Consider the following 24,755-nt stretch of genomic DNA (forward strand, 5'->3'; position numbering starts at 1 on the left):
TTCGTAGGGTGGATCGGGGCGCGCAGCTGACGCTTTTCTCATCCACCTTCTGTGCGATCTGGTGGATGGATAAAGCGTTATCCACCCTACGCTGCCATCAGCCGGCGAACCAGCCCAGCTTGACCACGAACAGCGCCGAGAGAATCCACATCGCCGGGCTCAGCTCGCGCCAGCGGCCGGCCAGCAGCTTGATGGCGGTCCAGGCGATGAAGCCAAAGGCAATGCCGTTGGCGATGGAGAAAGTCAGCGGCATGGCCAGCGCGGCAACCACGACGGGCGCGGCGACGGTGAGGTCGTCCCAGTCGATGCCGGCGAGGCTGCTCATCATCAGCACGGCGACGAACAGCAACGCCGGTGCGGTGGCGTAGGCCGGTATGGCGCCGGCCAGCGGGGCGAAGAACAGGCTGAGCAGGAACAGCAGCGCGACCACGCAGGCGGTCAGGCCGGTGCGGCCACCGGCGGCGGTACCGGCGGCGGATTCGATGTAGCTGGTGGTGGTGGAGGTGCCCAGCGCGGCGCCGGCCATGGTCGCGGTGCTATCTGCCAGCAGGGCGCGGCCCAAGCGTGGCAGCTTGCCGTCCTTGTCTAGCAGGTCGGCCTTCTGCGCCACGCCGATCAGGGTGCCCGAGGTATCGAACAGATCGACGAAGAGGAACGCGAAGATCACGCTGATCAGGCCGATGTCCAGCGCGCCCATGATGTCCAGCTGCATGAGCGTCGGTGCCAGCGACGGTGGCATCGAGACCACGCCGTTGAGTTCGGAAAGTCCGAGCAGGATCGATAGCCCGGTGACAGCCAGGATGCCGATCATCACCGCGCCAGTGACCTGGCGGTAGGCCAGCGCAGCGATCAGGAAGAAGCCCAGGCAGGCCAGCAGCGGGCCGCCGGCGCTGAGGTCGCCGAGGCCGACCAGCGTGGCCGGATTGTCGACGACGATGCCGGCGTTCTTCAGCGCGATGATCGCCAGGAACAGGCCGATGCCTGCCGCGATACCCGAGCGCAGCGCCAACGGAATGCTGTGGATGATCCATTCACGGATCTTGAAGATCGACAGCAGGAAGAAAATCGCGCCCGACAGGAACACCGCGCCCAGCGCGGTCTGCCAGGTGTAACCCATGGTCAGCACGACGGTGTAGGTGAAGAAGGCGTTCAGACCCATGCCCGGCGCCAGCGCGATCGGGTAGTTGGCGACCAGCCCCATGATCGCCGAGCCGATGGCCGCGGCCAGGCAGGTGGCGACGAACACCGCACCGTGATCCATGCCGGTTTCGGCAAGGATGCTCGGGTTGACGAAGAGGATGTAGGCCATCGTCAGGAAGGTGGTGATACCGGCCAGGACCTCGGTGCGCAGCGTGGTGTTGTGCGCCTTGAGTTGAAATAGCTTTTCCAGCATGGTCGATCCTCTATGTGCCGGTCAGTGTGAGGGCTGTCGCCTCTGGCGGGCGATTCGCGTGTCGTCGCAAAAGCCGCGCATCTTACACCGGCCGGCAGCGCGGTTGAATTTCCATTGAGCAGGTGAACGCCATGAGCAAACGAGTCCTGATTCCGATCGCCGACGGTTCAGAAGATCTGGAGGCCGTCACCCTGATCGACGTGCTGCGGCGTGCCGAGTTCGAGGTAGTGGTGGCCAGCGCGGAGGAACGGCGCATGCTGACCTGCGCGCGCGGCACACGGATCACCGCCGACGCCATGTTGCTCGACGTGCTTGCGCAGGACTTCGACCTGATCGTGCTGCCCGGCGGCATGCCCGGGGCGAAAACCCTCGGCGAGCTGGAGCCACTGGCCGAGCGCGTGCGCCAGCAGGCCCGCGCCGGTCTCGATTTCGCCGCGATCTGCGCCGCACCGGCGGTGGCGCTGCATCCCTACGGCGTGCTCAAGGGCCGTCAGGTGACCTGCTACCCGGGCATGAGCGACAACCTCACCGGCACGCATTTCCTTGACCAGCCGGTGGTGGTGGACGGCAACTGCATCACCAGCCAGGGCCCGGCGACTGCCCTGGAATTCGCCCTGACCCTGGTGGAGCGTCTGGCCGGTCGCGGTAAGCGCCGCGAAGTAACCGACGCCATGCTGGTGCCGGCAACGAACTAACCTCGTTCCGGACCGGTCACTCCTTGCATTGCCGGAAGTCCCGGCGGCAAGTGGCTGAAGCCGAGGAGAACGATGGACAGTGTCGATCTGGCGGTACTGCGGCGCGCCCGCGACTGGTTGCGTGACGGCCATTCCGTGGTGCTCTACACGGTGCTGGAGACTTGGGGCAGCGCGCCGCGCCCGGTGGGTTCGTTGCTGGCGCTACGCGGCGATGGGCGAGTGGAGGGCTCGGTGTCCGGCGGCTGCGTCGAGGACGATCTGCTCGCCCGGGTCATGGCCGACGAGCCTCCGCAGGCTTGCCAGCTGATCACCTATGGCGTGAGCAAGGAAGAATCCGCGCGGTTCGGCTTGCCCTGCGGCGGCACCCTGCGCCTGCTGCAGGAGCCGTTGCGCGGTGCCGGCTGGATCGACGAGCTGCTGCGGCGTTGCGTCGGGCATGAACGGCTGCTGCGCTGCGTGGATATCGCCAGTGGTGATGTAACGCTGCAAACCGCCAGCCGCGACGCCGCGCTGCAGTTCGATGGCCATACCCTGCGCGCACCATTTGGCCCGGCTTGGCGCCTGCTGATGATCGGTGCCGGGCAGCTGTCGCGTTATGTCGCCGACCTGGCACATGGCCTCGGCTTCGAAGTACTGATCTGCGACCCGCGCGAAGGTTATGCCCATGACTGGGATGCGGCCGCCGTGCGCTTCGTGCCCGGCATGCCGGATGATGCCGTGCTGGCCATCGAGCCGGATGCGCACACCGCCATCGTCGCGCTGACCCACGACCCGCGGCTGGACGACATGGCACTGCTTACCGCGCTGCAATCGGACGCTTTCTACGTCGGCGCGTTGGGCTCGCGGGTCAATAGCGAGAAGCGAAAGGCGCGACTGCTGTCACTGGGCCTCGGCGAGCGCCAGGTGCAGCGGTTGCACGGACCCATCGGCTTGCCCATCGGCAGCCGTACACCGGCGGAAATCGCGCTGTCCTTGATGGCCGAGGTGGTGGCGCTGAAAAACGGCGCTCTGGTCAGCCAGGCGTTGCCGGAACAACAGCGCTGTGCCTGAAGCGGGCGTCTGCGCCATCGTTCTCGCCGCGGGGCAGGGCAGCCGTTATCGCGCGGCCGGTGGGGCGGACAAGCTGCTGGCGGCCAGCCTGGCTGCTGCGTCTTCGCCGCCGGTGCTGGCGGCCACGCTGGCGAACCTTCGCGGTGTCGCCGAGCGGCTGCTGGTGGTGACCCGTGCGGACAATCTGCCTCTGCGCGACTGGCTGAGCGCCAACGCTGCCGACTGCGAGGTGCTTGCGCTGGAATCCCGCGGGCTCGGCCACAGCCTTGCGCAGGCCGTGGCCCAGGCGCCGGCAGGACGTGGCTGGCTGGTGGCGCTGGCCGATATGCCCTATGTGCAGCCGCGGACCCTGCACGAGATCGCGGCGGCAATCCGCGAAGACAACCTGGTTGTGCCGACCTATGACGGCCGCCCCGGCCATCCGCGTGGCATCGGCAGCGCCCATCGCGATGCGCTGCTGCAGCTGGATGGCGATCGCGGTGCCCAGGCGCTGTTCGCCGCGCACCCGGTACTGGAGCTCGCCCTGAACGATCCCGGCGTGCTGCAGGACATCGACCATCCGGCCGATCACAGGCCTCACTAATCCAGCAAACCAGAGCGTCTTGCTCTCGTAGGAGGCGCGCCCCGCGTCGAACAGGCCGCAGGTCTGCCCTAAACCAAAAACTCGCGCCAAGGGCGGCCCTCCCACAAAAACAAAACCCGGTACGACCGCTCCTGTAGGAGGCGCGCCCCCGCGGCGAACCGGCTGCAGGCCTGCCAACTTCCACAGCCCTACCAAGATGCTGAACGTTTTCCACGCCACGCCAGTCGTACCCCAAGACGCACGGATAGCGCATACCAACGCCCAAACCGTGAGGCTGCCATGAGCGAAAACTCTTCAGTTGCAGGCCAAACCTGCACCATCAGCCTGGAGCTGAACGGCGAACGCCGTGAGCTCCAGGTGCAACCCTGGACCACCTTGCTCGACCTGCTGCGCGACCAGCTCGGCCTGACCGGCACCAAGAAAGGCTGCGATCACGGCCAGTGCGGCGCCTGCACGGTGCTGCTCGACGGCCGGCGCATCAACAGCTGCCTGACCCTGGCGGTGATGCACGACGGCGCGCGCCTGACCACCATCGAAGGCCTGGCTAGCGATGCGACGCTGCATCCGTTGCAGGCTGCGTTCGTCAAACACGATGCCTTCCAGTGCGGCTATTGCACGCCGGGGCAGATCTGCTCGGCCGCCGGGCTCGCGGCGGAGAACCGTGCCAGCAGTCGTGACGAGATTCGCGAACACATGAGCGGCAACCTCTGCCGCTGTGGCGCCTATCCCAACATCCTTGCCGCCATCGAGGACGCACTGCCGGCGCTGCGCGGCCAGGAGGGTGCGCAATGACGCCGTTCAGCTATCAGCGCCCCGAACGCATCGACCAGGCCATCGCCCTGCACGGGCCGCAGAGCCGCTACATCGCCGGCGGTACCAACCTGCTCGACCTGATGAAAGAAAACGTGCTGCAGCCGGGCCAGCTCATCGACATCAACGGCCTGCCGCTGCGCGAGATCGAGCAGACCGCCGAAGGCGGCCTGCGCATCGGTGCGCTGGTGAGCAACGCCGACCTGGCCTGGCACCCGCAGATCGAACAGCGCTATCCGCTGCTGAGCAAGGCGATTCTCGCCGGGGCATCGCCGCAGCTGCGCAACATGGCCAGTACTGGCGGCAACCTGCTGCAGCGCACCCGTTGCTACTACTTCTACGACACCGCCACGCCCTGCAACAAACGTGAGCCCGGCTCCGGTTGCAGCGCGCGTGACGGGCGCAATCGCATCCATGCGATTCTCGGTGCCAGCGAACACTGCGTCGCCGTGCATCCGTCGGACATGTGCGTGGCGCTGGCGGCGCTGGACGCGCGGGTGCACATCGAAGGGCCGCATGGCCAGCGACGCGTCGACCTGGTGGACTTCCACCGCCTGCCCGGCGACCAGCCGCAGCAGGACAACGTGCTCACCGAGGGTGAGCTGATCACCGCCATCGAGCTGCCGGTGGAAGGTTTTGCCAGCCACTGCGCCTATCTCAAGGTGCGCGACCGCGCCTCCTATGCCTTCGCTCTGGTGTCCGTTGCGGCGGCGCTGGAGATGGATGGCGACGTCATCCGCCGCGGGCGTATCGCGCTCGGTGGCGTGGCGCACAAACCCTGGCGCCTGGAAGAAGCCGAAGAACTGCTCAGCGGCAAGCGTGCCGAACCAGATTGCTTCGCCGCCGCGGCTGATTGCCTGCTGCAAGGCGCGCAGCCACTCGCCGACAACGCTTTCAAGATCGACCTGGCTCGGCGCGCCATCGTGCGTGCACTGACCGAAGCCGCCGGAGGAACCGTCCGATGAACAGCGCCAACTCTCCACTGGGCAAGCCGCTGGACCGTGTCGACGGTCCGCTCAAGGTCACCGGCAAGGCGTGTTACGCCGCTGAGGCCGAGGTGCCGGGGTTGCTCTACGGCGCCGTGGTCTCCAGCAGCATCGCCCGCGGCCGGATCACGCGTATCGATGCCTCCGCAGCCGAAGCGTTGCCCGGCGTGCGGCTGGTGCTGACCCACCAGAACCGCCCGCCTGTCGCCAGCTACGACGAGCCCTACGAAGACGACGATGCCGCCGACGGCTCGCCGTTCCGACCGCTGTACAACGACCGCGTGCTCTACAGTGGCCAGCCACTGGCGCTGGTCGTCGCCGAGACCCAAGCGCTGGCGCGCCACGCCGCGAGCCTGGTGCGCATCGAATACGACGTCGAGGCGCACCAGACCGATCTGCAGGCCGTGCGCGACCAGGCCCACGATGCGCCTGCCGAGCTGCCCGAGCCGCGTGGTGATTTCGACTCGGCGTTCTCGGCGGCGGCAAATCGCATCGACCGTGAGTACGAAACCCCGGTGGAACACCACAACCCCATGGAGCCGCATGCTTCCACCGTCCAGTACCAGCCGGGCGGGGAGCTGCTGATTCACGACAAGACCCAGGGCGTGCAGAACTGCCAACGCTACCTGGAACAGGTCTTCGACATGGAGGGCAAGATCCGCGTGCTCGCGCCCTTTGTCGGTGGTGCTTTCGGCTCCGGCCTGCGTCCGCAGTACCAGCTGCCGCTGGCGGTGATGGCGGCGCTCAAGCTCAAGGCCGCGGTGCGCGTCGAGCTGACCCGCCAGCAAATGTTCACCTTCGGCTATCGCCCGCGGACCGTCCAGCAGCTCAAGCTCGCCGCCGATGGCGAAGGGCGGCTGCGGGCGATCGAGCACAAGGCCATCGGCCAGACCTCGCGCTTCGAGGACTTCACCGAGCACGAGGTGGAATGGTCCGGCATGCTCTACGCCTGCGACAACGTGCGTTTCGGCTACCGCCTGGTGCCGCTGGACGTCTATACCCCGCTGGATATGCGCGCCCCGGGCGCGACCATCGGCGTCTATGCGCTGGAGTGCGCGATGGACGAGCTGGCCCATGAAGTCGGTATCGACCCGCTGGAGTTGCGCCTGCGCAACTACACCGACATCAACGGTAACGAGGGCAAGCGCTATTCCAGCAAGGAGCTGCGTGCCTGCTACCAGCAGGGCGCCGAGCGCTTTGGCTGGTCGCGGCGCCCGGCGCAGCCACGCAGCCTGCGCGTCGGTCATCAGCTGGTCGGCATGGGCATGGCCACTGGCGTCTGGGAAGCGATGCAGATGCCGGCCAGTGCCCGCGCTTGCCTCGATGCCGACGGCAGGCTTTTGGTGACCAGCGCCACCGCCGATATCGGCACCGGCACCTATACCGCGATGACGCAGATCGCCGCCGATGCCATGGGCCTGTCTATGCAGGACGTAGAGTTCCGCCTCGGTGATTCCAGCCTGCCGCAGGCGCCGTTGGAAGGTGGCTCGGCCACCGTGTCCTCGGTCGGTAGTGCGGTGCAACGGGCCTGCGAAGGCCTGCGGCAGAAGCTGCTGGATGCCGTGCAGCAGTCGCCGGCCTCACCCTTTACCGGGGCGAATCTGGAGACGGTGGAGTTCGTCGATGGCGAACTGCGGCTGAAATCCGGCGAGCATGCCGTGGCGCTGCGCGACATCGTCCAGGTCAGCGGCGCGTTGGAGGCCGAAGCCAGCGTCAAACCCGACGAGAAGCGCGATGCCTGGGCGACGGGAACCCATTCGGCGGTGTTCGTCGAAGTGCGCGTCGACGAGGACCTCGGCACCATCAAGGTCAGCCGCGTGGTCAGCGCGATTGCCGCGGGCCGCATCGTTAACCCGAAGACCGCCGGCAACCAGATCGTCGGCGGCGTGGTCTGGGGCATCGGCCAGGCGCTGCACGAGGAGACGCTGATCGACCACCGGCTCGGCCGCTACATGAACCACAACCTTGCCGAGTACCACATCCCGGTGAACGCGGACATTCCGGAGATTGACGTGATCTTCGTCGAGGAACACGACGAGATCGTCAACGACCTGGGGTCCAAAGGCGTGGGCGAGATCGGCATTGTCGGCGTGGCGGCGGCGGTGGCCAATGCGATCTACAACGCGACGGGCAAGCGGGTGCGGGATCTGCCGATTACCTTGGACAAGGTGCTGTAACGGCTTATGGCGACCGTAGGGTGGGCTTCAGCCCACCTTTGCGGCTGTGTTGGTAGGCGGAAAATCAGGCGTAACGAATTTCCTGATGGCTTAGGAACACCGAGTTCTCTCGCCGCACCCCTGTGGCTCGCCCCTCTCTGTGACAGCTTTGATCGCATCCTGAGGGAGCGTTCGCTGCCGTCTGATAAGTCGTGCAGAACGCCCAAGTCAAGGCGGCCGCTAGCAACTTCCAGGCAACTCGGCATCGTTCCCCGTCCTGAGGACAGTCGCTGCGTCAGAGCACGTGACGGCGGGCTTAGCCACGTTCTTCCAGTTTTCCTGGCGCGCTGATGCCGATCACGCATCCGGCAAAAGGTCTCGTTCGACAAACACCGCCTTAACCGTCTGCATGCCGTTGAGCGCGGCCGGGAAGCCGGCGTATACGGCCATTTGAATGACCACCTCGACGATCTGTTCCGGCGTGCAGCCGACATTGAGCGCGCCGTGAACATGCACCGCCAACTGCGGTTGGCAGTGGCCGAGCGCGGTAAGCGCCGCCACGGTCGCCAGCTCCCGCTGCGGGAGGTCGAGGCCGGGGCGCTGGTAGATGTCGCCGAAAGGAAATTCGATCACGTAGCGCGCCAAGTCCGGCGCAATGGCTTGCAGGCTGTCGATGACCTTGCGCCCGGCTTCGCCGTCAATTTCCTCGAGCTTGGCCAGGCCGTCTGTGTAGCGGGTCGATGCAGACATGGAGCGTTCCTCTTGATGGGCAAGGGTCTGTTCCCGTTTCGTCGCAAGCCGCGTTGCTGCACCAAATGGTGCCAGGCAAGGCGCGGGACGCAGGTAATGGGGTTCCCTTGCCAAGTCCCGCAACGCCGCATGGCGCCATTTGCCGCGCAACCCGCAGGGCCGGGCCGTTTTTTGCGCGATGCGGCGTTACTCGTCGCTTATTTGGAATGACCAAACCTCGCTCCTCGTGCCTTGCCTCGCGCAAAAAACGGCTCCGGCGCGGCCGCGTACGAAACGCGAACAGACCCTAGAGAAAGCCTGCGGGTTGGAGTCAGCTCCAGGTCAAGCGGAAGTTTGCTGGCGATACAGGGCGATCTTCGCGCGCAATGCGTCGAGATGATCATGGTCGCGCTGGATGCGTTCCTGCAGCCGGGCCGCATGTTCTTCGAGCAGCACCTGGCGCGCCGCCAGCGTGGTATCGCCGCATTCGCGCAGTTCGGCATAGCGGATGATGTCGTCCAGCGCCATTCCGGTGTCTTTCAGGCGCAGGATGAAACCGATCCACTCCAGGTCGCGCGGGCCGTAGACGCGAAAGCCGCTGGCGTCCCGAGCGACATGCCGTAGCAGACCGATCTTTTCGTAATAACGCAGCGTGTCGGCGGACAGGCCGGTACGCGCGGCGAACTGCCGGATGCTCAGGCGGACCGGCGCCTCGCTCATGCCTTGATCGACCGCAGAATGACGAACTTCGGTGTGGCGGCCACCTGCTCGGCGTTGCCGAACAGGCGCTTGAGCTTGAGGTGATAGCCGAGGTGGCGATTGCCGACGATCCACAGCTCACCGCCCTTGGCCAGTGCCGTCTTGGCCTGGGTGAACATGCGCCAGGCGAGGAAATCGCCGACCACCTGCTGCTGGTGGAACGGCGGATTGCACAGCACCAGATCCAGCGAGGCCGGCGGTTGCTCGGCCAGGCCGTCGCCGGCGCGAATCTCGACCGGGCGCTGGCCATGGATTGCTTGCCAGTTCTCCCGCGCCGATTGCACCGCCATGTAGCTCTCGTCCACCAGCGTCAGTTCCGCCTGCGGGTTGCCCAGCGCGTAGACGATGCCGAGCACGCCGTTGCCGCAGCCAAGATCGGCGACGCGCAGCGCACCGAGTGCCTGCGGCAGGTGTGGCAGAAAGGCGCGGGTGCCGATGTCCAGCCCTTCGCGACAGAACAGGTTGGCGTGGTTGAGCAGCTCCAGTTTTGGCTGTTCGAGCTGGTAGCGGGTCGGGTAGGGCGACCGCGGCGCCGGTTTATCGACCGGCGTTGCGCTGAGCAGGCGGGCCTTCTTTACCGCCAGCGAGGCCTGCACCGGGCCGATGTACTGCTCCAGCAGATCGCCGGCGGTACGCGGCAGGTGCTTGATCATCGCCGCCGCGATCACCTGCGCGCCGGGCGCCAGCTGGCCGTGCAGACGGATCAGCTGTTCCTCCAGCAGGGCGAGGGTTTTCGGTACTCGGATCAGCACCCGGTCGAACGGGCCCTCGGCGACCTCGCTGGCGGGAACGAAACGCACGCGTTCGGCCGGCAGCTCGTTGCGTGCCAGGTTCTTCTGCAGCGCCAGGTGCGCCAGATGCGAGTCGCCGCTGCTGGTTACCTCGACATGCGCTGCCAGCGAGCAGGCTAGGGCGCCGAAGCTGTCATTGAGAATCAGCACGCGCGCGGCAGCCGGCAAACCCTGTTCATGCAGCGTGGCGAGCAGGTATTCGTCGGCGGCGTCGAAGGCCTGCAACGGCTCGTTAGGCTGCTCCGGCTGACGGATCAGATCGAGGCTGGCGTACGGAGTGTCGAGAATAGGCATGAGAACTGGCGGTGTTTATCTGCGTCGGAAAGGAGTATCAAAGATCCATACGGGCGCTGCGTGCAGTGGGCCCGAAGATGCTCGGAGGGAGCGCAGTATGACCGCCAGCGAAGAGAAGTTCACCCGCCAGCGCCTGCTCGAGGTGCAGACGCTGACGCCCAACCTGTTCACCCTGCGTACCAGCCGTGATCCCGGCTTTCGCTTCAGTGCCGGGCAGTTCGCCCGCCTCGGCGTGCGCAAACCCAGCGGCTGCATCGTCTGGCGCGCCTATTCGATGGTTTCGGCGCCGCACGACGAGTTTCTCGATTTCTTCTCCATCGTGGTGCCGGACGGCGAATTCACCAGCGAGCTGAGCCGGTTGGCAGTCGGCGACGAGCTGCTGGTGGACAAGCAGGCCTTCGGCTTTCTCACCCTCGATCGCTTTCCCGACGGCCGCGACCTCTGGCTGCTGGCAACAGGCACCGGGATCGCGCCGTTTCTTTCGATCCTGCAGGACTTCGAGGCCTGGCAGCGCTTCGAGCGCATCATTCTCGTCTACAGCGTGCGCGAGGCGCGTGAGCTGGCCTATCAGCAGCTGATCGCCGAACTGCCGCAACGCGACTACCTGGATGGTCTGGGCTCGAAGCTGCTGTACCTGCCGGTGGTGACGCGCGAACAGGTACCCGGTGCGCTGCACGGGCGCATCACCACGCTGATCGAGAACGGCGAACTGGAGCGCGCCGCCGATCTGCAGCTGGTGCCCGAGCATTCGCGGATCATGCTCTGCGGCAACCCGCAGATGATCGAGGACACCCGAGCGGTGCTGAAAGCGCGTGATTTGAACCTGGCGATGACGCGCAGGCCCGGCCAGGTGGCGGTGGAGAACTATTGGTAGCCGGTACGCGGCCCGGGCGCTGGTCGTCGGCGGTAGGCAAGCACTGCGGCGTTTCCCACTCGGCGGCTTGGAACATGAGTAGCGTGGATGGCCGAAGCCATCCACGCGCGAGGCGCGGCGGTTCTGCACTTGGCCTTGTCCATGCCGCCCGCTTGGAAAGTTGCTTCACGGCCCCGGTTTGGTGTCCGAATGGCGTTCTCAAATGAAAAGCCCCCGCCGGACAATCCCGGCGGGGGCTTTTTCTTGTCGCTTGCAGCTCGAGGCTGGTGGCTGCCTTAGACGACGCCCTGGGCCAGCATGGCATCGGCGACCTTGACGAAGCCGGCGATGTTGGCGCCTTTGACGTAGTTGATCCGGCCGTTTTCCTCGCCGTGGGCGACGCAGGCGTGGTGGATCGACTGCATGATGCCGTGCAGCTTGGTATCCACCTCACCGGCGGTCCAGTGCAGGCGCATGGCGTTCTGGCTCATCTCCAGACCGCTACAGGCCACACCACCGGCATTGGATGCCTTGCCCGGTGCGTAGAGGATGCCGGCCTCGAGGAACAGGTCCACGGCCTCCAGGGTGGACGGCATGTTCGCGCCTTCGGCCACGCAGATGCAGCCGTTCTTCAGCAGTGCGCGGGCGTCTTCGCCATCCAGTTCGTTCTGCGTGGCGCAGGGCAGGGCGATGTCGCACGGCAGGTTCCACGGACGCTGATCGGCCAGGTAGGTCACGCCGAACTGCGTGCCCATCTCCTCGAGTCGACCGCGACGAACGTTCTTCAGGTCCATCAGGTAGGTCCACTGCTCGGCAGTCATGCCGTCCGGGAAGTGCAGGGTGCCGCCCGAGTCGGACAGCGAGACGACCCGGCCACCCAGTTCCATGACCTTCTGCGCCGCGTACTGTGCGACGTTGCCGGAACCGGAGATCGCCACGCGCTTGCCGTCGAAGCTGCTGTGGCTGCTCTTGAGCATTTCCTCGGCGAAGTACACGCAGCCGTAGCCGGTGGCTTCCGGGCGGATCAGACTGCCGCCATAGGCCAGGCCCTTGCCGGTCAGGACGGAAGTGAACTGGTTGGACAGGCGCTTGTACTGGCCGAAGAGGAAGCCGATCTCGCGACCGCCGACGCCGATGTCACCGGCCGGCACGTCGAGGTCGGCGCCGATGTGACGGTACAGCTCGCTCATGAACGACTGGCAGAAGCGCATGACCTCGTTGTCGCTCTTGCCCTTGGGATTGAAGTCCGAGCCACCCTTGCCGCCGCCCATGGGCAGCGAGGTGAGGGAGTTCTTGAAGACCTGTTCGAAGGCGAGGAACTTGAGCACGCCGAGATTGACCGAGGGATGGAAGCGCAGACCACCCTTGTACGGGCCGATGGCGCTGTTCATCTGGATGCGGAAACCGCGGTTGACCTGGACGCGGCCCTGATCGTCGACCCACGGCACGCGGAAGATGATGGCGCGCTCCGGCTCGACCATGCGCTCGATGATGCCGGCCTGCATGTAGTGCGGATGGGCTTCGAGGAAGGGCCAGAGGCTGCGAACCACTTCTTCCACCGCCTGGTGGAACTCGGGTTGGTGGGGGTCGCGTTGCTTCAGTCGGGCGAGAAAGGCATCAACGGTTTCGATCATCAGTAGGCCCTCGGCGACCGCTTGTTGGCAGTCATTGATAATTTTGGCGGGCGACTGTAACAAACCTGATTTGCACCGCGGAAGTGCGTTGTAGCTCGATTGCGCTTATCGATGGTGCGTCGAGAGGTGAGCTGACTGGCGTAAGGTATCGCTCAGAGCGCCTCTGGGACGGGTGTTTCAAGATGCTTCTGGAGGGGCGAGCCTACCGCTGGATCAATTTGCGCCGAAATGTCGCATTTAGCGCATCATTTTTGTGCGGGGGCGGCGCGTTACTCCGCCAGTTCGCAGCGGTTGCGACCGCTGCGCTTGGCGCGCAGCAGGGCCAGGTCGGCGCGGTTGATGGTATTGGAGTAGGTTTCGTCGGCATGCAGTTCGGCGATGCCCATGCTGGCGGTGACGCCGAGCAGGTCGTCGTTCACCCGCACGCCCAGAGACGCGATGCTGTCGCCCAGGCGGCGCATGACCGGTTGGGCGGTCGCGGCAGTGCACTCGGGCATCAGGATGAGGAATTCTTCGCCGCCCCAGCGCCCGCACAGATCATGTTCGCGTATTTCCGACTCCATGACCCGCACCACCTCGATCAGCACCCGGTCACCGACTTCATGGCCGTACTCGTCGTTGATCACCTTGAAACGATCGATATCCAGCATCACCACGGCCAGCGGTCGCGTATAGCGCTTGGCGCGCTCGCTTTCCTCGCGCAAGCGTTCGGTGAGCAGGCGGCGGTTGGCGATCCCGGTGAGGGAATCCAGGGTCGAGGCCTCACGCAGCGAGGCGTTGAGGTCCTGCATCATCATTTGGTAGCGGTCAGAGATGCGCGCGACCTTTTCCAGCTGGCGCAGCTGCTTGTCGAAACGCGCCGCCAGGCTCAGCTCGCGTTCGCGGGCGATGCTCTGGTAGCCATCCGACACGCGAGCGATGCGCTCGATGCGCCCGAGCAGATCGTGATGGGCGCTCCACAGCTGGCTGAGGGCCTCCTTCAGTGGGTGGCCTTCGAACTCTGGATTGGCAAGGAGACCGGCGATCTCCTGTTCTAGCTGCGATGGCCCGCGCATATCGACCTTCCGTCAGTCGTGGCTCTGGATGGCAAAGGGGAAGGTGCAGTCTTCCTTGAACTCTTCGGCCAGCTCGACCACACGCTCGTTGCGGATGTCGTAGTACCAGTTGACCGCCACCTGGCGACCGTCCTGGAAGGCCGCTTCGAGCAGGTCGAAGATGTCCATCATCGCCTTGATGCTGCTGGTGTTGAGGTACAGCAGGCGCAGCTCGAGGCTGAGTGGGTGGCTAGCCTGGGCGAGAAAGCGTTCGATCCACTCGTAGACCTGATGGAACAGCTCGTAGGAATTCTCAGGGTAGGAATCGCCCCGCATCGAGACGATGCCTTTTTCCCAGTCGGACTGGATTTCAGGGGTGGACTGGCTGCCAGGGATGGAAAAGTCGTTCATGGGGATGCTCTTGGGATTCAGATGACGGCGCTCAGGCTGATGAAAGACAGTTCGTCGGAGACTGGCTGCAACGAGGCCTTGAGCGGTTCGCTGGACTTGCGGGCGATGTCGATCAGGCCAAGCCCTGCGCCAGACGCCACGTGCTCGTCGCGCGGCTTGCGCAGTTGTTCCTTGTACAGAGCCTTCAGTTCGGCTTTGTCCTTCTTCGCCAGTTCCGCGATGGCATCGAGCAGTACCTGGCCATCGGCGGTTTCGATCAGGTTGCCGGCCGATACCACGTACCTGCCTACATCATCACGGGCGACGACGACCGTTGCGCCGGCCTGCTGATCGGACCAGTTCTTTTCGCGGGTGTAATGGCGGATGTTCTGCGTCATCTCGATGTACACGGCGAACACATCCATGGCCGAGGAGGGGTGCGCTTGCTCCTCGCTCATGTAGTTGCGCAGCGCATTGCCGATTTCTTCGATCAGACTGCGTGAGATGGGGCCGTTGAAGCACAGCATGATCTGTTGCTGGTTGTAGGATTCGCGCATCGCGAACATGTCAATGGAGGCCATGGCCAACTCCCTGTCTCAATCGAAACGGAAACATAACATCGTGATGTCGTCGCGCTGCGGGAAATCGCCCTGGTAGCGCGCTAGCGCGCGGCTGAACGCCTCGCCCTGCTCGGCCAGTGGCAGCTGCGCGTGCTCGCGGATCATGCTGGCGAAGCGGCTGTTGCCGAAGCCGTAGCCCTGTTCGCCGCCAGCCTGGTCGAGAAATCCGTCGGTGGTCATGTAGAAAGTGCGTCCCGGCAGCAGGTCGATGCAGGTGTTGTGGTATTCGCCGACCCGCTTGTCACCGATGGAGCGTCGGGCCGCCTTGATTTCCTGCACGTCTGCGCCGTCGCAGTAGTACAAGGCAATCTTCGCGCCGGAATAATGCACCTTGCGCTGGCGAAGATCGACATAGGCCAGGCCGATATCCATGTTCGTCGCCAGGGCGTGGGAGCCGTTTTCGTCACGAAGCATGCTGCGCACGATGGCATCGGTGCGTGAAAGTGCCGCAGCGGGATCCTGCAGGCCACTACTGCCCAGCGCCTGGTCGATGGCCGCATGGGCGAGCATGGTCATCAGTGCGCCGGGAACGCCGTGTCCGGCGCAGTCGACGACGCCAAACAAGCAGCCTTGCTCGTCGGCGCGGTACACGTAGAAATCGCCGCCGACAACATCACGCGGACGCCAGAGCACCGCATGGCGGTCACCCATGGCGGTCACCAACTGGCGGTTGGGCAGGATGGAGCGCTGGATCAGGCTGGCGTAATCGATGGAGTCGTCGATCTTCTTGTGCGCTGCTGCCATCTCGCGATTGGCCTGCTCGAGGTCACGGGTGCGCTCGCGTACGCGCTTCTCCAGTTCGCTGGTGTGGCTGCGGACCTGCTGCGCCATGGTGCCGAAGGCTGCACTGAGTTCGCCGATCTCGTCCTGGCGATGCAGCGGAAGCGGCGCGTCGTACTGCCCGGCCGCCAGCGCCTGGGCGCTGCGGCGTAGCTGGCGCAGTGGCTTGAGCACACGCTTTTCCACCAGCCAGGCGCCGCCGCCGATCAGCAGCAGGAACAACACCAGGAACAGGCCGATGGCCGGCAGCAGTGGGCGGATCTCGACCACCTGCGCGGTGCCCAGGTCGACGGCGCTGGCGACGAACCACTGCAGTTCAGGAATCCAGCTCAGTGCCAGCAAGCGGGGCGCGCCGTCCAGAGTGACGCGCAACGTCGTCACCGTGCCGGGGTTTTCGCGGCTTTCCGCCATCGCCTGACGCACTGCCGAGGCCGCGCTCAGGTCGTCGAGCTGGCCGAGAATGCTCGTCGACAAGGAGCGTCCGCGCGCGGTTTCGGCATTCAGAGTGACCAGATTCTGGTTCGGGTGGACCAGGATCGAGCCATAGGCATCGAGCACCATCGACTCGACCCCGACCTTGCCAGAGGCGATGAAGTCATCGAGAAAGGCCTTCAGGCTGATACCCGAGCCGACCAGGCCTAGGCGGCGCTCGCCATCGCGTACCTGCACGTTGAACCATACCTTCAGCTCGCCGGTCACCACCGAGCGATCGACGTTGATGGCGTAAGGGGCATCGCTTTGCAGGGTCAGGTAGAACCACTCGTCGCGCGGGTTGTCCGGACTCATCTGATAGCGCGGCGCATCGCTGCGTGGCTGGTCGGGCCCGTTGGAGTAGTAACTGTTGCTATGCGCCGACGCGGCGAAGTAGGCGTGATCGCCGAGTGCCTGCTGGTAGCCGGCGGCTTCCTTGAAAAAGATCTCACGCTTGGCTGGATCGCGCTCATCGCTCAGCCAGGCGAGGGTCAGCTGCGAGGCCGCCAGCCGTTGGGCCAGGGCCAGCTCACGGGAGACCGGCGCGAACAGGCGCTCGCGGTTGAGTTGCACGACATTGCGTGCATAGGCTTCGCCAAAGCGATGCTGCACACCGAGCAGCGCTTCGCGGCCGATGAAGCCGGCAAACACGAAGGCCAGCAGGCAGCTGAGCAACAAGGCCAGCAGTGATTTGCCACGCAGTCCCAAGGCTGCCATGCGAATTCCTTTCCTGTCGCGAAGTCGTGGCGCGGTAGATGATTGCCGGCCGGGGTCAGAGAGGGCGGCAATTATCCGGCATAAGGCATTTTGCTACTAGCTCGTTCGTCGTCTTTCTGACGCAAGAACGGAGCCATAAGGCTCCGTTCGGGTTTTCCACAGCGTTATTGCGCTAGTTTCTTGTACTTGACGCGGTGCGGCTGGGAGGCGGCGTCGCCGAGGCGTTTCTTGCGATCGGCTTCGTACTCGGTGTAGTTGCCTTCGAAGAAAACCACGCTGCCATCGTCCTCGTAGGACAGGATGTGGGTGGCGACCCGGTCAAGGAACCAGCGGTCGTGAGAGATCACGATGGCCGAACCGGGGAAGTCCAGCAGCGCCTCTTCCAGCGAGCGCAGGGTCTCGACGTCGAGGTCGTTGGACGGTTCGTCGAGCAGCAGCACGTTGGCGCCCTGCTTGAGGGTCAGCGCCAGGTGCAGGCGACCGCGCTCCCCGCCGGAGAGGTCCTTGACGAACTTCTGCTGGTCGGCGCCCTTGAAGTTGAAGCGGCCGACGTAGCTGCGCGACGGTACCTCGTAGTTGCCGATGCGGATCTGGTCGAGGCCGTCGGAAACCGCTTCCCAGACCGTCTTGCCGCCGTCCAGGTCGTCACGGCTCTGGTCAACGCAGGCCAGCTGCACGGTTTCGCCGATCTCAATGCTGCCCGAATCCGGGGTTTCCTTGCCCATCAGCATGCGGAACAGCGTGGACTTGCCCGCGCCGTTGCCGCCGATCACGCCGACAATGGCGCCCTTCGGTACGCTGAAGGACAGGTCGTCGATCAGTACGCGATCGCCGTAGCCCTTGCGCACGTTCTTCAGCTCGATGACCTTGTCGCCCAGGCGCTGGCCGGCCGGGATGTAGATCTCGTTGGTCTCGCTGCGCTTCTGGAATTCCTGCGACTGCATTTCCTCGAAGCGCTGCAGGCGGGCCTTGGACTTGGACTGGCGGGCCTTGGCGCCCTGGCGCACCCACTCCAGTTCCGCCTTCATGGCCTTCTTGTGTGCCGACTCCTGCTTGGCTTCCTGCTCCAGGCGCGCGGCCTTGGCTTCCAGCCATTGCGAGTAGTTGCCTTCGAAGGGTATGCCCTGGCCGCGGTCGAGTTCGAGAATCCAGCCGGCGACGTTGTCGAGGAAGTAGCGGTCATGGGTGATCGCCACCACGGTGCCGGGGAAATCGTGGAGGAAATGCTCCAGCCAGGCCACCGAGTCGGCGTCCAGGTGGTTGGTCGGTTCGTCCAGCAACAGCATGTCGGGGGCCGACAGCAGCAGGCGGCACAGCGCGACGCGGCGCTTCTCGCCACCGGACAGGTGGCCGACCTTGGCGTCCCACGGCGGCAGGCGCAGTGCGTCGGCGGCGACTTCCAGCTGGCGCTCCAGGTTGTGGCCATCGGAGGCCTGCAGGATCGCCTCGAGCTTGGCCTGCTCTGCGGCCAGCGCGTCGAAGTCGGCGTCTGGCTCGGCATAGGCGGCATAGACGGCATCCAGACGGGTCTGGGCGTCCTTGATCACGCTGACCGCTTCCTCGACGATCTCGCGCACGGTCTTCTCGGGATCGAGCTGCGGCTCCTGCGGCAGGTAGCCGACATTGATGCCCGGCATGGCGCGGGCTTCGCCGTCGAACTCGGTGTCGACGCCGGCCATGATGCGCAGCAGGGTGGACTTACCGGCGCCGTTCAGGCCGAGCACGCCGATCTTGGCGCCGGGGAAGAACGACAGGGAAATGTTCTTGAGGATCTCACGCTTCGGCGGAACGACCTTGCTCAGCCGGTGCATGGTGTAGACGTAAGAGCCTGTTTTTCCAGATTTGTCAGTTTTAGACATGATATGTGAGCCTTTAATCCCTTACTTTCAGTGCCTTATGGGTAGGAAAGGCACTCAAATTCGAAAAAGAAAACGTTAGGTTATGCGATGACTATCCGGAGCCCCCTGACTATACTTAGAAAAAGTTATGTTTTATGAGGGAGCAACATGGGTTTCCAGGTCATAGAGCAGGTGGTGAATGCTGCTCGAAGAAAGCTGTTGGTGCAAGACTACATCCCTGTGTACTACCCCAACCTGTACATCACCATGGAGCACTCGGGCAGAGCCCTCGAAACAACCAAGAAGTACCTTGAGCATCTGGCTGTGTTAGAGGAGTTTCTGGCTTTTTCCTCCATTGATCTGATTTCTCACCTCGAACAGCGCCCTCACAGCCAATACCTGACAGACATTGAGCTTTCTAGGTTTGTGTCGGATGCGGGGTTTAGCAAGGAAACCTTGGCCATGAAGTATGCGGGGATGCGCTTGCATCCGACTGCCTACAAATCCGTTGGCAAAGTCCATGCGCAGCAGCGAATCGAGGCAGTACGTGACTATCTGGCCTTCCTCTATGACAAGCTGGGTGATCACTCAACACGATTTGAGGCGGCTGACGATCTGAAGAAGCGCATCAATCGCAAGATCAAAGCGGCTTGCCCTGCGTGGAAAAAAACGCGATTGGGCGAAATGAAAGGGCTTACGAGTCAGGAGCGAACTCGATTGCTGGAAATCATGCATCCGGATAGCGCCGAGAACCCCTTTTCAGATGAAGCCATCAGGCTGCGTAACTACATCATTTTGCTGCTGGGTCTCGACATGGGGCTGCGACGCTCCGAGATGCTGCTGATCAAGACCAGCGACATTCACTGGCACAGTCGTCAACTAGCGGTGGTCAACCTAGAGGATGAGAGCCTCGATCCACGAACCATGGCCCCGCAATTCAAAACACACGAGCGAATGCTGGTGATGACCGATGACCTGTATGACGCAATCACTGAGTACGAATCGAAATATCGCCACAGAAAGCCCCGTAACGGCTCATCGCGGGCGAGAAGGCATCCGTTTTTGCTGGTGGCGCACAAGCGAAATGAGGGCGGACCTCTGACCATCAAGGCAGTGGATGGTGTTCTGTCCAGGGTCCGAGAAATAGCGCCGGAACTGGCTCATGTGCACCCACATATTCTGAGGCATGACGCGGTCTACACGATGCTGGAGAGCATGCGTGAGGAACTGGCAGCGCTCACGCCGGAGGATCGCACCACGCAAGTTCAAAAGACCCTCACATGGATGTTCGGCTGGAGTCCCGAATCGAACATGCCCGGCCTCTACGGCGCGAAATTCTGGAAGGAAGAGGCAGACAAAGCGATACAGAAACGGGCTGAGCGGTTTACGGCCAACCGTCAGAAGGTCGGCACGACACAAGGAGGGCCAGAGTGAACATCGCCGTCGAAGCACTTCAGGCACCCACGAAGGACAGCCTCGATGCATGGCTGAACACGCCTCGCCTGGCGAAATGTGGAGAGATGTTCACACCCGCCGAACCGATGTGGAAACCGGACAAAGCGGCTAATCAATCAGTCAACTGGGAAGCGGCTATTGCCTGCGTCTCGCCGGATTGGCAGCCCTGGTTGCACGCCGCCCTGGCGTACCGAATGGCCGATCTGGAAGCGGGTACGGTTGCTAACACGACAAGTGCATTGTCGCGGGCTGCTCAGGCCGGGATTGACCCGCTCAACGAGGATCACCTGATCGCTCTGCGGGAGCGCTTGAACAGTTCTGAGTTTAGTGCCATTGCCGCTTGCATGGCGTTTTGGCACGACTGCGAATCCCTCGAACAGCGCCCCTCGCAACCCCTGATCGATGCCTACCAGGCACTGCCCAGGAAAAAGCATTCCAGCAACGATGTGATCCTCAGCCTGGACCCCGAAAAAGGCCCGTTCACGCAGGTGGAGCAAGACGCGCTGCACCAATGGATACATGAGCAGTTTTGTCACGGGCAGCTAGATTTCGAGCAGTTCCTTTACCTGCGCATGTTGATGATTTACGGGCAGCGTGGCGCTCAGGTGCGAATGATGATTTTTGGTGATTTCACGAAGAGCGATCAGGGCTGCAAGGTCAGGTTTCATTGGGCAAAGCAAAGAGACGACGAGACGGGTTGGCGAGCAAAGTCCGAAACATTCAGTCTAGATGAGGATCTCTACAACACCGTGCAGGCCTACAAGGCAATGGTTCTGGCGCAACTCTGGCAAACGTATCCAGACGGTGCCGACTGGAATGCAGCCATTGAGAATGTGCCCCTCTTTCGTCGGAAGCTGGATGATGATGATGCAGAACCTTGGGAGCGAGTGAATCCCCCTGTTTTGCTCGATAGCCCCCTTCAGAAAGGCCTCGAAGACGCGCCACAGCCGATATTTCATGTCGGATCAGACGCGATCAAGCAGTGGCTTAGGTGCATCGAGCAGATGGAGGGCTTTCCGATTTCGCCTCGCACCCATCAGCCGCTGAAAGTGACGCGGGGGCACCGGTTCAGGCACACCCTCGGCACGGATCTTTCCAATGCGGGGCTGGATGAGTGGACGATGGCCCGCGCATTGATGCACAAAAATACTCGGACAGTGCGAAAGTACCGAGCCGTGTCGCCGGAGTTGCTGGCGTTGATCGACGCGAAGATGAGCGACCATCTGGCCTTGGTTGTGAATGCGTTCACCGGGATCATCGTCACGGATCGCACCTCAGCGAAAAACGGGGATCGAGCGGATCGACAAATCGAGGATGTGGCAGTATGCGGTGCCACTGCCGCCTGCCATCTTGATGCGCCGTACACCTGTTACGCATGCGGAAAATTCCAACCCCTTCTGAACGGCAATCACCATGCGGTCCTTGAGCGATTGGAGCGTCGTCGGGCGCAAACCATTGCCACGGATAAAATTACCGGCGTGCTCTGGGATCGGGCCATTCTGGCTTGCCGTAAGGTGATTCTGGATTGTGAGGCCATGCTCCGATCCGGGAGGGAAGACGAATGACCGATGCGTTTTATTCTGAATCGGCGAATAACATTGTCGATTTTAAGCCCAGGAGCCAGCTGGCTGCGGAGGCTCAACTTGAGGCGTTTATCGAATGGGCAAAACAGACCCTGCCCAAAGGCATTCCCAGTCGAGTGCACGCGAGTATTCTCTGGGAAGATAGCAGTTGGCACCCGCATGGATTCACAGGCTGTAACTTCTCGGCGGTCGGATCAACTAGATCTGCCCCAAAGGCAATGCAGGCACCCTTCACGGATTTTGCCAAAGCCTTACTGGTGTATCGAGGGGTGTATTTGCAAAAAAAGGCGGTGGGAGGCTGGATGGGTTCTCTGAGGGCGCTGGAAGCCGCCCTACTCGAACTGACCGGCACACGGGATGTGACGCGGGTGTCCGCCGCTGTTTGCAATAAAGCGTGCGAGTACATGGACCGTTACTGGACCAAAGGTAACAACGCATACACGTACAGTAAGTCACTTGAGACCATCATCAGCCTGATGCGGGCCAAAAATCTGCTCAATTCGGATTTCCGGTGGACCTCTCCGCTGACAATTAAGCCTAATGGCACGCTCAAGCAACAAAGAGCAGATCGGGAACAGAAGCTTCCCAGCCCTGACGCGATCAGAGCCCTCGGGGAAGTGTTCTCAAACGAATTGACCCTCCCCCTCGATATCGTTGTGACCTCCGCCTGTGCGCTGTTGCTGAGTGCCCCCAGTCGCGTGGGTGAATTGGCGGATGTTGGATTGGATTGCGTGGTATTTAAAGAGGATAACCAGGGTAATCGGCGCATGTTCCTGCGCTGGCACTCGGAAAAGATAAACCAGGTGACGCTGAAGCCCGTCGTTAAGCCTGAGATGGAGCCGGTCGTCGAACGGGTCATTACGTTACTGAAACCGATCACCGATGAGCCGCGGGCTTACGCCGCCTGGCTAGAAGACAATCCCGATGATTTCCCCCCCCACGAAGGAGTGCCATCTAAGGGACCTGATGAACCGCTCACGTACGCCGAATGCTGTGCCGCAGTGAAACTCACCGTTCATGAAACATCCCACCCGCGAAGCGTATTCAAAAGTAAGTTCCTGAAATCCGTAGAGAAGCAAAAGGCGCTCAGCCCCGCCGCACGAGCCCTCTTGGCCGATATCCGTGACGGGTGGGACTCCAGCGCAGGGCGGCGCATATATGTTAAGGGCAAGCAAAGATTCCAGAGTATTGAGTTCGACGACCGATGCATGATCACGCTTCGCAAGCTCAATGTGCTGTTGCGGGAAAAGTATCTTCCAAAAGATTTTCCATACACCACGCCATACACGGAGGGTAAAGCTCGGGTTAAATACCGTGATGCGCTGTTTACCGTGCGCACGGGAGCAATGGCAAAAAACTCAGGTAACGAGAAACACGAATTTGGTGTGGAGATCGCGGCGCACTCTAACCGATTGACAGCGCAATTAGGCGGTGCGAACGACCCGCGTATTAAAAGTATGTTTGAGCGCCATGGCTACCCCGGCATCAAGGTCAACACGCATGCGTTTCGGCATGAATTGAACACGCGGATGCACCAGGCCGGTCTGTCGCAACTCCTGATTGACGCCTTCTCCGGGCGTACGTCGAGGGGATCGGTCTACAACCATGAAACCATCGAGGACCGCACCCAGAGGGTTGCGGCGTTCCACCCCAAAACTAAGCACAGCACCGGTGCTCAGCGTCTGGACAAGGTCAAAACCAATCAGCCTCTGACTCTTGGTGATGTAAGGGAACTGCGCGAGGGTGAACCGGACCGCGTTGTCCATCAAACCCATCTCGGCGTCTGTGTGCACAATTTTGCTTACGAGCCTTGCCCGAAAATGGGAGCCTGTTTGGACTGCGGGCTGCTCGGCTGCGTCAAAGGGGATGACGTGAAGCTTGGCAACCTCAAGGAAGAACGCGACGACCTTAAACTTCGCCTCGATAAAGCTCTGGATGCGCAGTCTCGGGATGTCTTTGGGGCATCGGAGTCAGCCAAAAAACTGAGTGAAAAGCTCTATAAGTGCGAGGCGTTAATCCTAACGCTGGAAGACCCCAAACTCGAAAACGGTGCCATTGTGTGGAACGCCGATAACGGTTGGACGCTGACCAAGAACGCCGCCGCAATGTCGGGGCTGATCGAAGTCAAAGTCATTGAAGGGAACCAGACGCAAGAGGGGTTACCATCTCTGGATGACGTCTTGGCCTTGCTGGATGAGATCGAGGGTTAACGATGGGACATTTAACGCCAAAGGATGAGAAACGTATCATTAAGCTGATTGAGGAATGGTCAGAGCCGAAGCTGACCTGGCCTTTGCTCGTCGAGGCCTGCAAAGAAAAACTGGGTATCAGTCGTGCTCGCCAGTCCCTGATGAATCTACCTGCCGTGGATTTAGCGATGAAGAATTGCAAGGCGGCATTGAAGGCTCAGAAGCTGAAGCCGGGCTGGATTAGCGATATTCAGGCAGCCAACAAGCGCATTGAGGAACTGACAGCGAAAAATCAGAAGTTGTCAGCTGCTGTTCGAGATATGCATAGCCGGTTTTTGATCTGGCAAGCCAATGCGGATATGCACGGGCTAACGCAATCGATGTTGGAGCGGCCGGTTTCACAGTTTCAAAAGAAGAACTGATCCAGTGTTCAGAAACTTATACCTGGAAAAGACTCATGGCAGCCACGTCCTGAAATCCGAGCACTCGTACCATGCCCCGCACTACGTTCTGGAAGGGGACGAGTTGATTGTCCGAGGCGTCGTGCCCCATATGCGGCGAGAGTTACTGTCTCTTTCCTACGCAGCAGATTGGAGACTGATTATTTGCATCGGTTTCGACACTAATCCGCATGCCTAATCGACACCGACTCGCACTCAAATCGACAGCCAATAGCATAGCTCCGACAGCCATTCGCATTCCCGGCACCTATTCGCATCCTCCGACAGCACCGCATCTCCCGACACTTGTCCGCATCTTCGGCAGCTTGCTTTGCTCGTGTTTGATCTAACACGCCAACAGGCTCATACGGGACTGTCACCCAGCGCTCACTTTTGGCCGGAGGCAGCATTGATGACAGGCAGCTACCGGCCGATTCTGTTGAAAAAGTAGCGACCTCCCCATGCCGTTGGCAAAATTGCTCTGTCAGCGAGCGTGGGGGCGAAC

21 protein-coding genes are annotated in these 24,755 nt (G+C 62.4%); 11 read left to right on the top strand and 10 right to left on the bottom strand.

Annotated features, from left to right (window positions below):
• Positions 1-97: 97 nt before the first annotated feature.
• Positions 98-1,393, bottom strand: a complete 1,296-nt coding sequence (locus AAEZ08_RS17155) for an NCS2 family permease (RefSeq protein ID WP_434757726.1) — start codon at positions 1,391-1,393, stop codon at positions 98-100.
• A gap of 131 nt (positions 1,394-1,524) precedes the next feature.
• On the opposite strand from AAEZ08_RS17155, the gene AAEZ08_RS17160 reads away from it, so the two are divergent.
• The 6 genes from AAEZ08_RS17160 to AAEZ08_RS17185 all read left to right on the top strand — a co-directional run bounded on the left by AAEZ08_RS17160 (position 1,525) and on the right by AAEZ08_RS17185 (position 7,694).
• Entirely contained in the window at positions 1,525-2,088 is a 564-nt protein-coding gene (locus AAEZ08_RS17160; RefSeq protein WP_500124751.1) for a DJ-1 family glyoxalase III, read from the top strand.
• A 72-nt stretch (positions 2,089-2,160) separates the two neighbouring features.
• The gene (locus tag AAEZ08_RS17165; RefSeq protein ID WP_500124752.1) at positions 2,161-3,138 is read left to right on the top strand and encodes an XdhC family protein; all 978 of its coding nucleotides are present in this window, start codon (positions 2,161-2,163) and stop codon (positions 3,136-3,138) included.
• Positions 3,131-3,721 carry a nucleotidyltransferase family protein gene (locus AAEZ08_RS17170; RefSeq protein WP_102821056.1) on the top strand — a complete coding sequence of 197 codons (591 nt, stop codon included), beginning with the start codon at positions 3,131-3,133 and terminating at the stop codon, positions 3,719-3,721. The genes AAEZ08_RS17165 and AAEZ08_RS17170 overlap by 8 nt, the downstream gene beginning before the upstream one ends.
• A 279-nt stretch (positions 3,722-4,000) precedes the next feature.
• Entirely contained in the window at positions 4,001-4,513 is a 513-nt protein-coding gene (locus tag AAEZ08_RS17175) for a (2Fe-2S)-binding protein (RefSeq protein WP_500124753.1), read from the top strand.
• Entirely contained in the window at positions 4,510-5,496 is a 987-nt protein-coding gene (locus tag AAEZ08_RS17180) for an FAD binding domain-containing protein (protein ID WP_058063818.1), read from the top strand. Before AAEZ08_RS17175 ends, AAEZ08_RS17180 begins: the two co-directional genes overlap by 4 nt.
• Positions 5,493-7,694, top strand: coding sequence for a xanthine dehydrogenase family protein molybdopterin-binding subunit (locus tag AAEZ08_RS17185; RefSeq protein ID WP_500124754.1), 2,202 nt, complete (start codon positions 5,493-5,495; stop codon positions 7,692-7,694). Before AAEZ08_RS17180 ends, AAEZ08_RS17185 begins: the two co-directional genes overlap by 4 nt.
• Before the next feature lie 336 nt (positions 7,695-8,030).
• Here the strand turns inward: AAEZ08_RS17185 and AAEZ08_RS17190 are convergent, their stop codons facing one another.
• From AAEZ08_RS17190 to AAEZ08_RS17200, 3 genes are all read right to left on the bottom strand, one after another.
• Entirely contained in the window at positions 8,031-8,423 is a 393-nt protein-coding gene (locus tag AAEZ08_RS17190; RefSeq protein ID WP_003281626.1) for a carboxymuconolactone decarboxylase family protein, read from the bottom strand.
• A gap of 321 nt (positions 8,424-8,744) precedes the next feature.
• A complete protein-coding gene (locus AAEZ08_RS17195) occupies positions 8,745-9,122 on the bottom strand; it encodes a MerR family transcriptional regulator (RefSeq protein ID WP_500124755.1) in 378 nt (125 codons plus the stop codon).
• Positions 9,119-10,246: a methyltransferase gene (locus AAEZ08_RS17200; RefSeq protein ID WP_500124756.1), complete on the bottom strand. Its 1,128-nt coding sequence runs from the start codon at positions 10,244-10,246 to the stop codon at positions 9,119-9,121. The genes AAEZ08_RS17195 and AAEZ08_RS17200 overlap by 4 nt, the downstream gene beginning before the upstream one ends.
• A 97-nt stretch (positions 10,247-10,343) precedes the next feature.
• Between AAEZ08_RS17200 and AAEZ08_RS17205 the strand changes: the two genes are divergently transcribed.
• A complete protein-coding gene (locus AAEZ08_RS17205) occupies positions 10,344-11,120 on the top strand; it encodes a ferredoxin--NADP reductase (protein ID WP_500124757.1) in 777 nt (258 codons plus the stop codon).
• A gap of 275 nt (positions 11,121-11,395) precedes the next feature.
• Here AAEZ08_RS17205 and gdhA read toward each other — a convergent pair whose 3' ends face one another.
• The 6 genes from gdhA to ettA all read right to left on the bottom strand — a co-directional run bounded on the left by gdhA (position 11,396) and on the right by ettA (position 18,604).
• Positions 11,396-12,733, bottom strand: a complete 1,338-nt coding sequence (gene gdhA / locus AAEZ08_RS17210; protein ID WP_063544239.1) for an NADP-specific glutamate dehydrogenase — start codon at positions 12,731-12,733, stop codon at positions 11,396-11,398.
• Positions 12,734-13,002: 269 nt separating this feature from the next.
• Complete coding sequence (gene siaD, locus AAEZ08_RS17215; RefSeq protein WP_500124758.1) at positions 13,003-13,788, bottom strand: biofilm regulation diguanylate cyclase SiaD; 786 nt, start codon at positions 13,786-13,788, stop codon at positions 13,003-13,005.
• A 12-nt stretch (positions 13,789-13,800) separates the two neighbouring features.
• On the bottom strand, positions 13,801-14,178 hold the full coding sequence (gene siaC / locus AAEZ08_RS17220) for a biofilm regulation phosphoprotein SiaC (protein WP_110778059.1): 378 nt from the start codon (positions 14,176-14,178) through the stop codon (positions 13,801-13,803).
• 17 nt (positions 14,179-14,195) lie between these two features.
• Entirely contained in the window at positions 14,196-14,738 is a 543-nt protein-coding gene (gene siaB, locus AAEZ08_RS17225; protein ID WP_500124759.1) for a biofilm regulation protein kinase SiaB, read from the bottom strand.
• A gap of 15 nt (positions 14,739-14,753) precedes the next feature.
• The gene (siaA, locus tag AAEZ08_RS17230) at positions 14,754-16,745 is read right to left on the bottom strand and encodes a biofilm regulation protein phosphatase SiaA (protein ID WP_500124760.1); all 1,992 of its coding nucleotides are present in this window, start codon (positions 16,743-16,745) and stop codon (positions 14,754-14,756) included.
• A 164-nt stretch (positions 16,746-16,909) separates the two neighbouring features.
• Complete coding sequence (gene ettA, locus AAEZ08_RS17235) at positions 16,910-18,604, bottom strand: energy-dependent translational throttle protein EttA (protein WP_500124761.1); 1,695 nt, start codon at positions 18,602-18,604, stop codon at positions 16,910-16,912.
• 147 nt (positions 18,605-18,751) lie between these two features.
• On the opposite strand from ettA, the gene AAEZ08_RS17240 reads away from it, so the two are divergent.
• Genes AAEZ08_RS17240 through AAEZ08_RS17255 form a run of 4 tightly spaced genes read left to right on the top strand, consistent with a single transcriptional unit; the run spans position 18,752 to position 24,232 of the window.
• Positions 18,752-20,017, top strand: a complete 1,266-nt coding sequence (locus AAEZ08_RS17240; protein ID WP_125877844.1) for a site-specific integrase — start codon at positions 18,752-18,754, stop codon at positions 20,015-20,017.
• Positions 20,014-21,603, top strand: a complete 1,590-nt coding sequence (locus tag AAEZ08_RS17245; protein ID WP_500124762.1) for a tyrosine-type recombinase/integrase — start codon at positions 20,014-20,016, stop codon at positions 21,601-21,603. Before AAEZ08_RS17240 ends, AAEZ08_RS17245 begins: the two co-directional genes overlap by 4 nt.
• On the top strand, positions 21,600-23,831 hold the full coding sequence (locus tag AAEZ08_RS17250) for a hypothetical protein (protein WP_500124763.1): 2,232 nt from the start codon (positions 21,600-21,602) through the stop codon (positions 23,829-23,831). The genes AAEZ08_RS17245 and AAEZ08_RS17250 overlap by 4 nt, the downstream gene beginning before the upstream one ends.
• A 2-nt stretch (positions 23,832-23,833) precedes the next feature.
• Positions 23,834-24,232: a hypothetical protein gene (locus tag AAEZ08_RS17255; protein WP_500124764.1), complete on the top strand. Its 399-nt coding sequence runs from the start codon at positions 23,834-23,836 to the stop codon at positions 24,230-24,232.
• The last annotated feature ends 523 nt before the right edge of the window (positions 24,233-24,755 follow it).

The organism is Pseudomonas sp. E45-MNA-CIBAN-0222 (assembly GCF_040310405.1).
Classification (GTDB): Bacteria; Pseudomonadota; Gammaproteobacteria; order Pseudomonadales; family Pseudomonadaceae; genus Stutzerimonas; species Stutzerimonas stutzeri_AC.

Coding starts and splice junctions, on each gene's coding strand:
- AAEZ08_RS17155 (WP_434757726.1), bottom strand. CDS start 1,393: ATGCTGGAAAAGCTATTTCAACTCAAGGCGCACAACACCACGCTGCGC.
- AAEZ08_RS17160 (WP_500124751.1), top strand. CDS start 1,525: ATGAGCAAACGAGTCCTGATTCCGATCGCCGACGGTTCAGAAGATCTG.
- AAEZ08_RS17205 (WP_500124757.1), top strand. CDS start 10,344: ATGACCGCCAGCGAAGAGAAGTTCACCCGCCAGCGCCTGCTCGAGGTG.
- AAEZ08_RS17250 (WP_500124763.1), top strand. CDS start 21,600: ATGACCGATGCGTTTTATTCTGAATCGGCGAATAACATTGTCGATTTT.
- siaA (WP_500124760.1), bottom strand. CDS start 16,745: ATGGCAGCCTTGGGACTGCGTGGCAAATCACTGCTGGCCTTGTTGCTC.
- AAEZ08_RS17175 (WP_500124753.1), top strand. CDS start 4,001: ATGAGCGAAAACTCTTCAGTTGCAGGCCAAACCTGCACCATCAGCCTG.
- AAEZ08_RS17190 (WP_003281626.1), bottom strand. CDS start 8,423: ATGTCTGCATCGACCCGCTACACAGACGGCCTGGCCAAGCTCGAGGAA.
- siaD (WP_500124758.1), bottom strand. CDS start 13,788: ATGCGCGGGCCATCGCAGCTAGAACAGGAGATCGCCGGTCTCCTTGCC.
- ettA (WP_500124761.1), bottom strand. CDS start 18,604: ATGTCTAAAACTGACAAATCTGGAAAAACAGGCTCTTACGTCTACACC.
- AAEZ08_RS17165 (WP_500124752.1), top strand. CDS start 2,161: ATGGACAGTGTCGATCTGGCGGTACTGCGGCGCGCCCGCGACTGGTTG.
- AAEZ08_RS17195 (WP_500124755.1), bottom strand. CDS start 9,122: ATGAGCGAGGCGCCGGTCCGCCTGAGCATCCGGCAGTTCGCCGCGCGT.
- AAEZ08_RS17200 (WP_500124756.1), bottom strand. CDS start 10,246: ATGCCTATTCTCGACACTCCGTACGCCAGCCTCGATCTGATCCGTCAG.
- AAEZ08_RS17255 (WP_500124764.1), top strand. CDS start 23,834: ATGGGACATTTAACGCCAAAGGATGAGAAACGTATCATTAAGCTGATT.
- siaB (WP_500124759.1), bottom strand. CDS start 14,738: ATGGCCTCCATTGACATGTTCGCGATGCGCGAATCCTACAACCAGCAA.
- gdhA (WP_063544239.1), bottom strand. CDS start 12,733: ATGATCGAAACCGTTGATGCCTTTCTCGCCCGACTGAAGCAACGCGAC.
- AAEZ08_RS17240 (WP_125877844.1), top strand. CDS start 18,752: ATGGGTTTCCAGGTCATAGAGCAGGTGGTGAATGCTGCTCGAAGAAAG.
- siaC (WP_110778059.1), bottom strand. CDS start 14,178: ATGAACGACTTTTCCATCCCTGGCAGCCAGTCCACCCCTGAAATCCAG.
- AAEZ08_RS17180 (WP_058063818.1), top strand. CDS start 4,510: ATGACGCCGTTCAGCTATCAGCGCCCCGAACGCATCGACCAGGCCATC.
- AAEZ08_RS17185 (WP_500124754.1), top strand. CDS start 5,493: ATGAACAGCGCCAACTCTCCACTGGGCAAGCCGCTGGACCGTGTCGAC.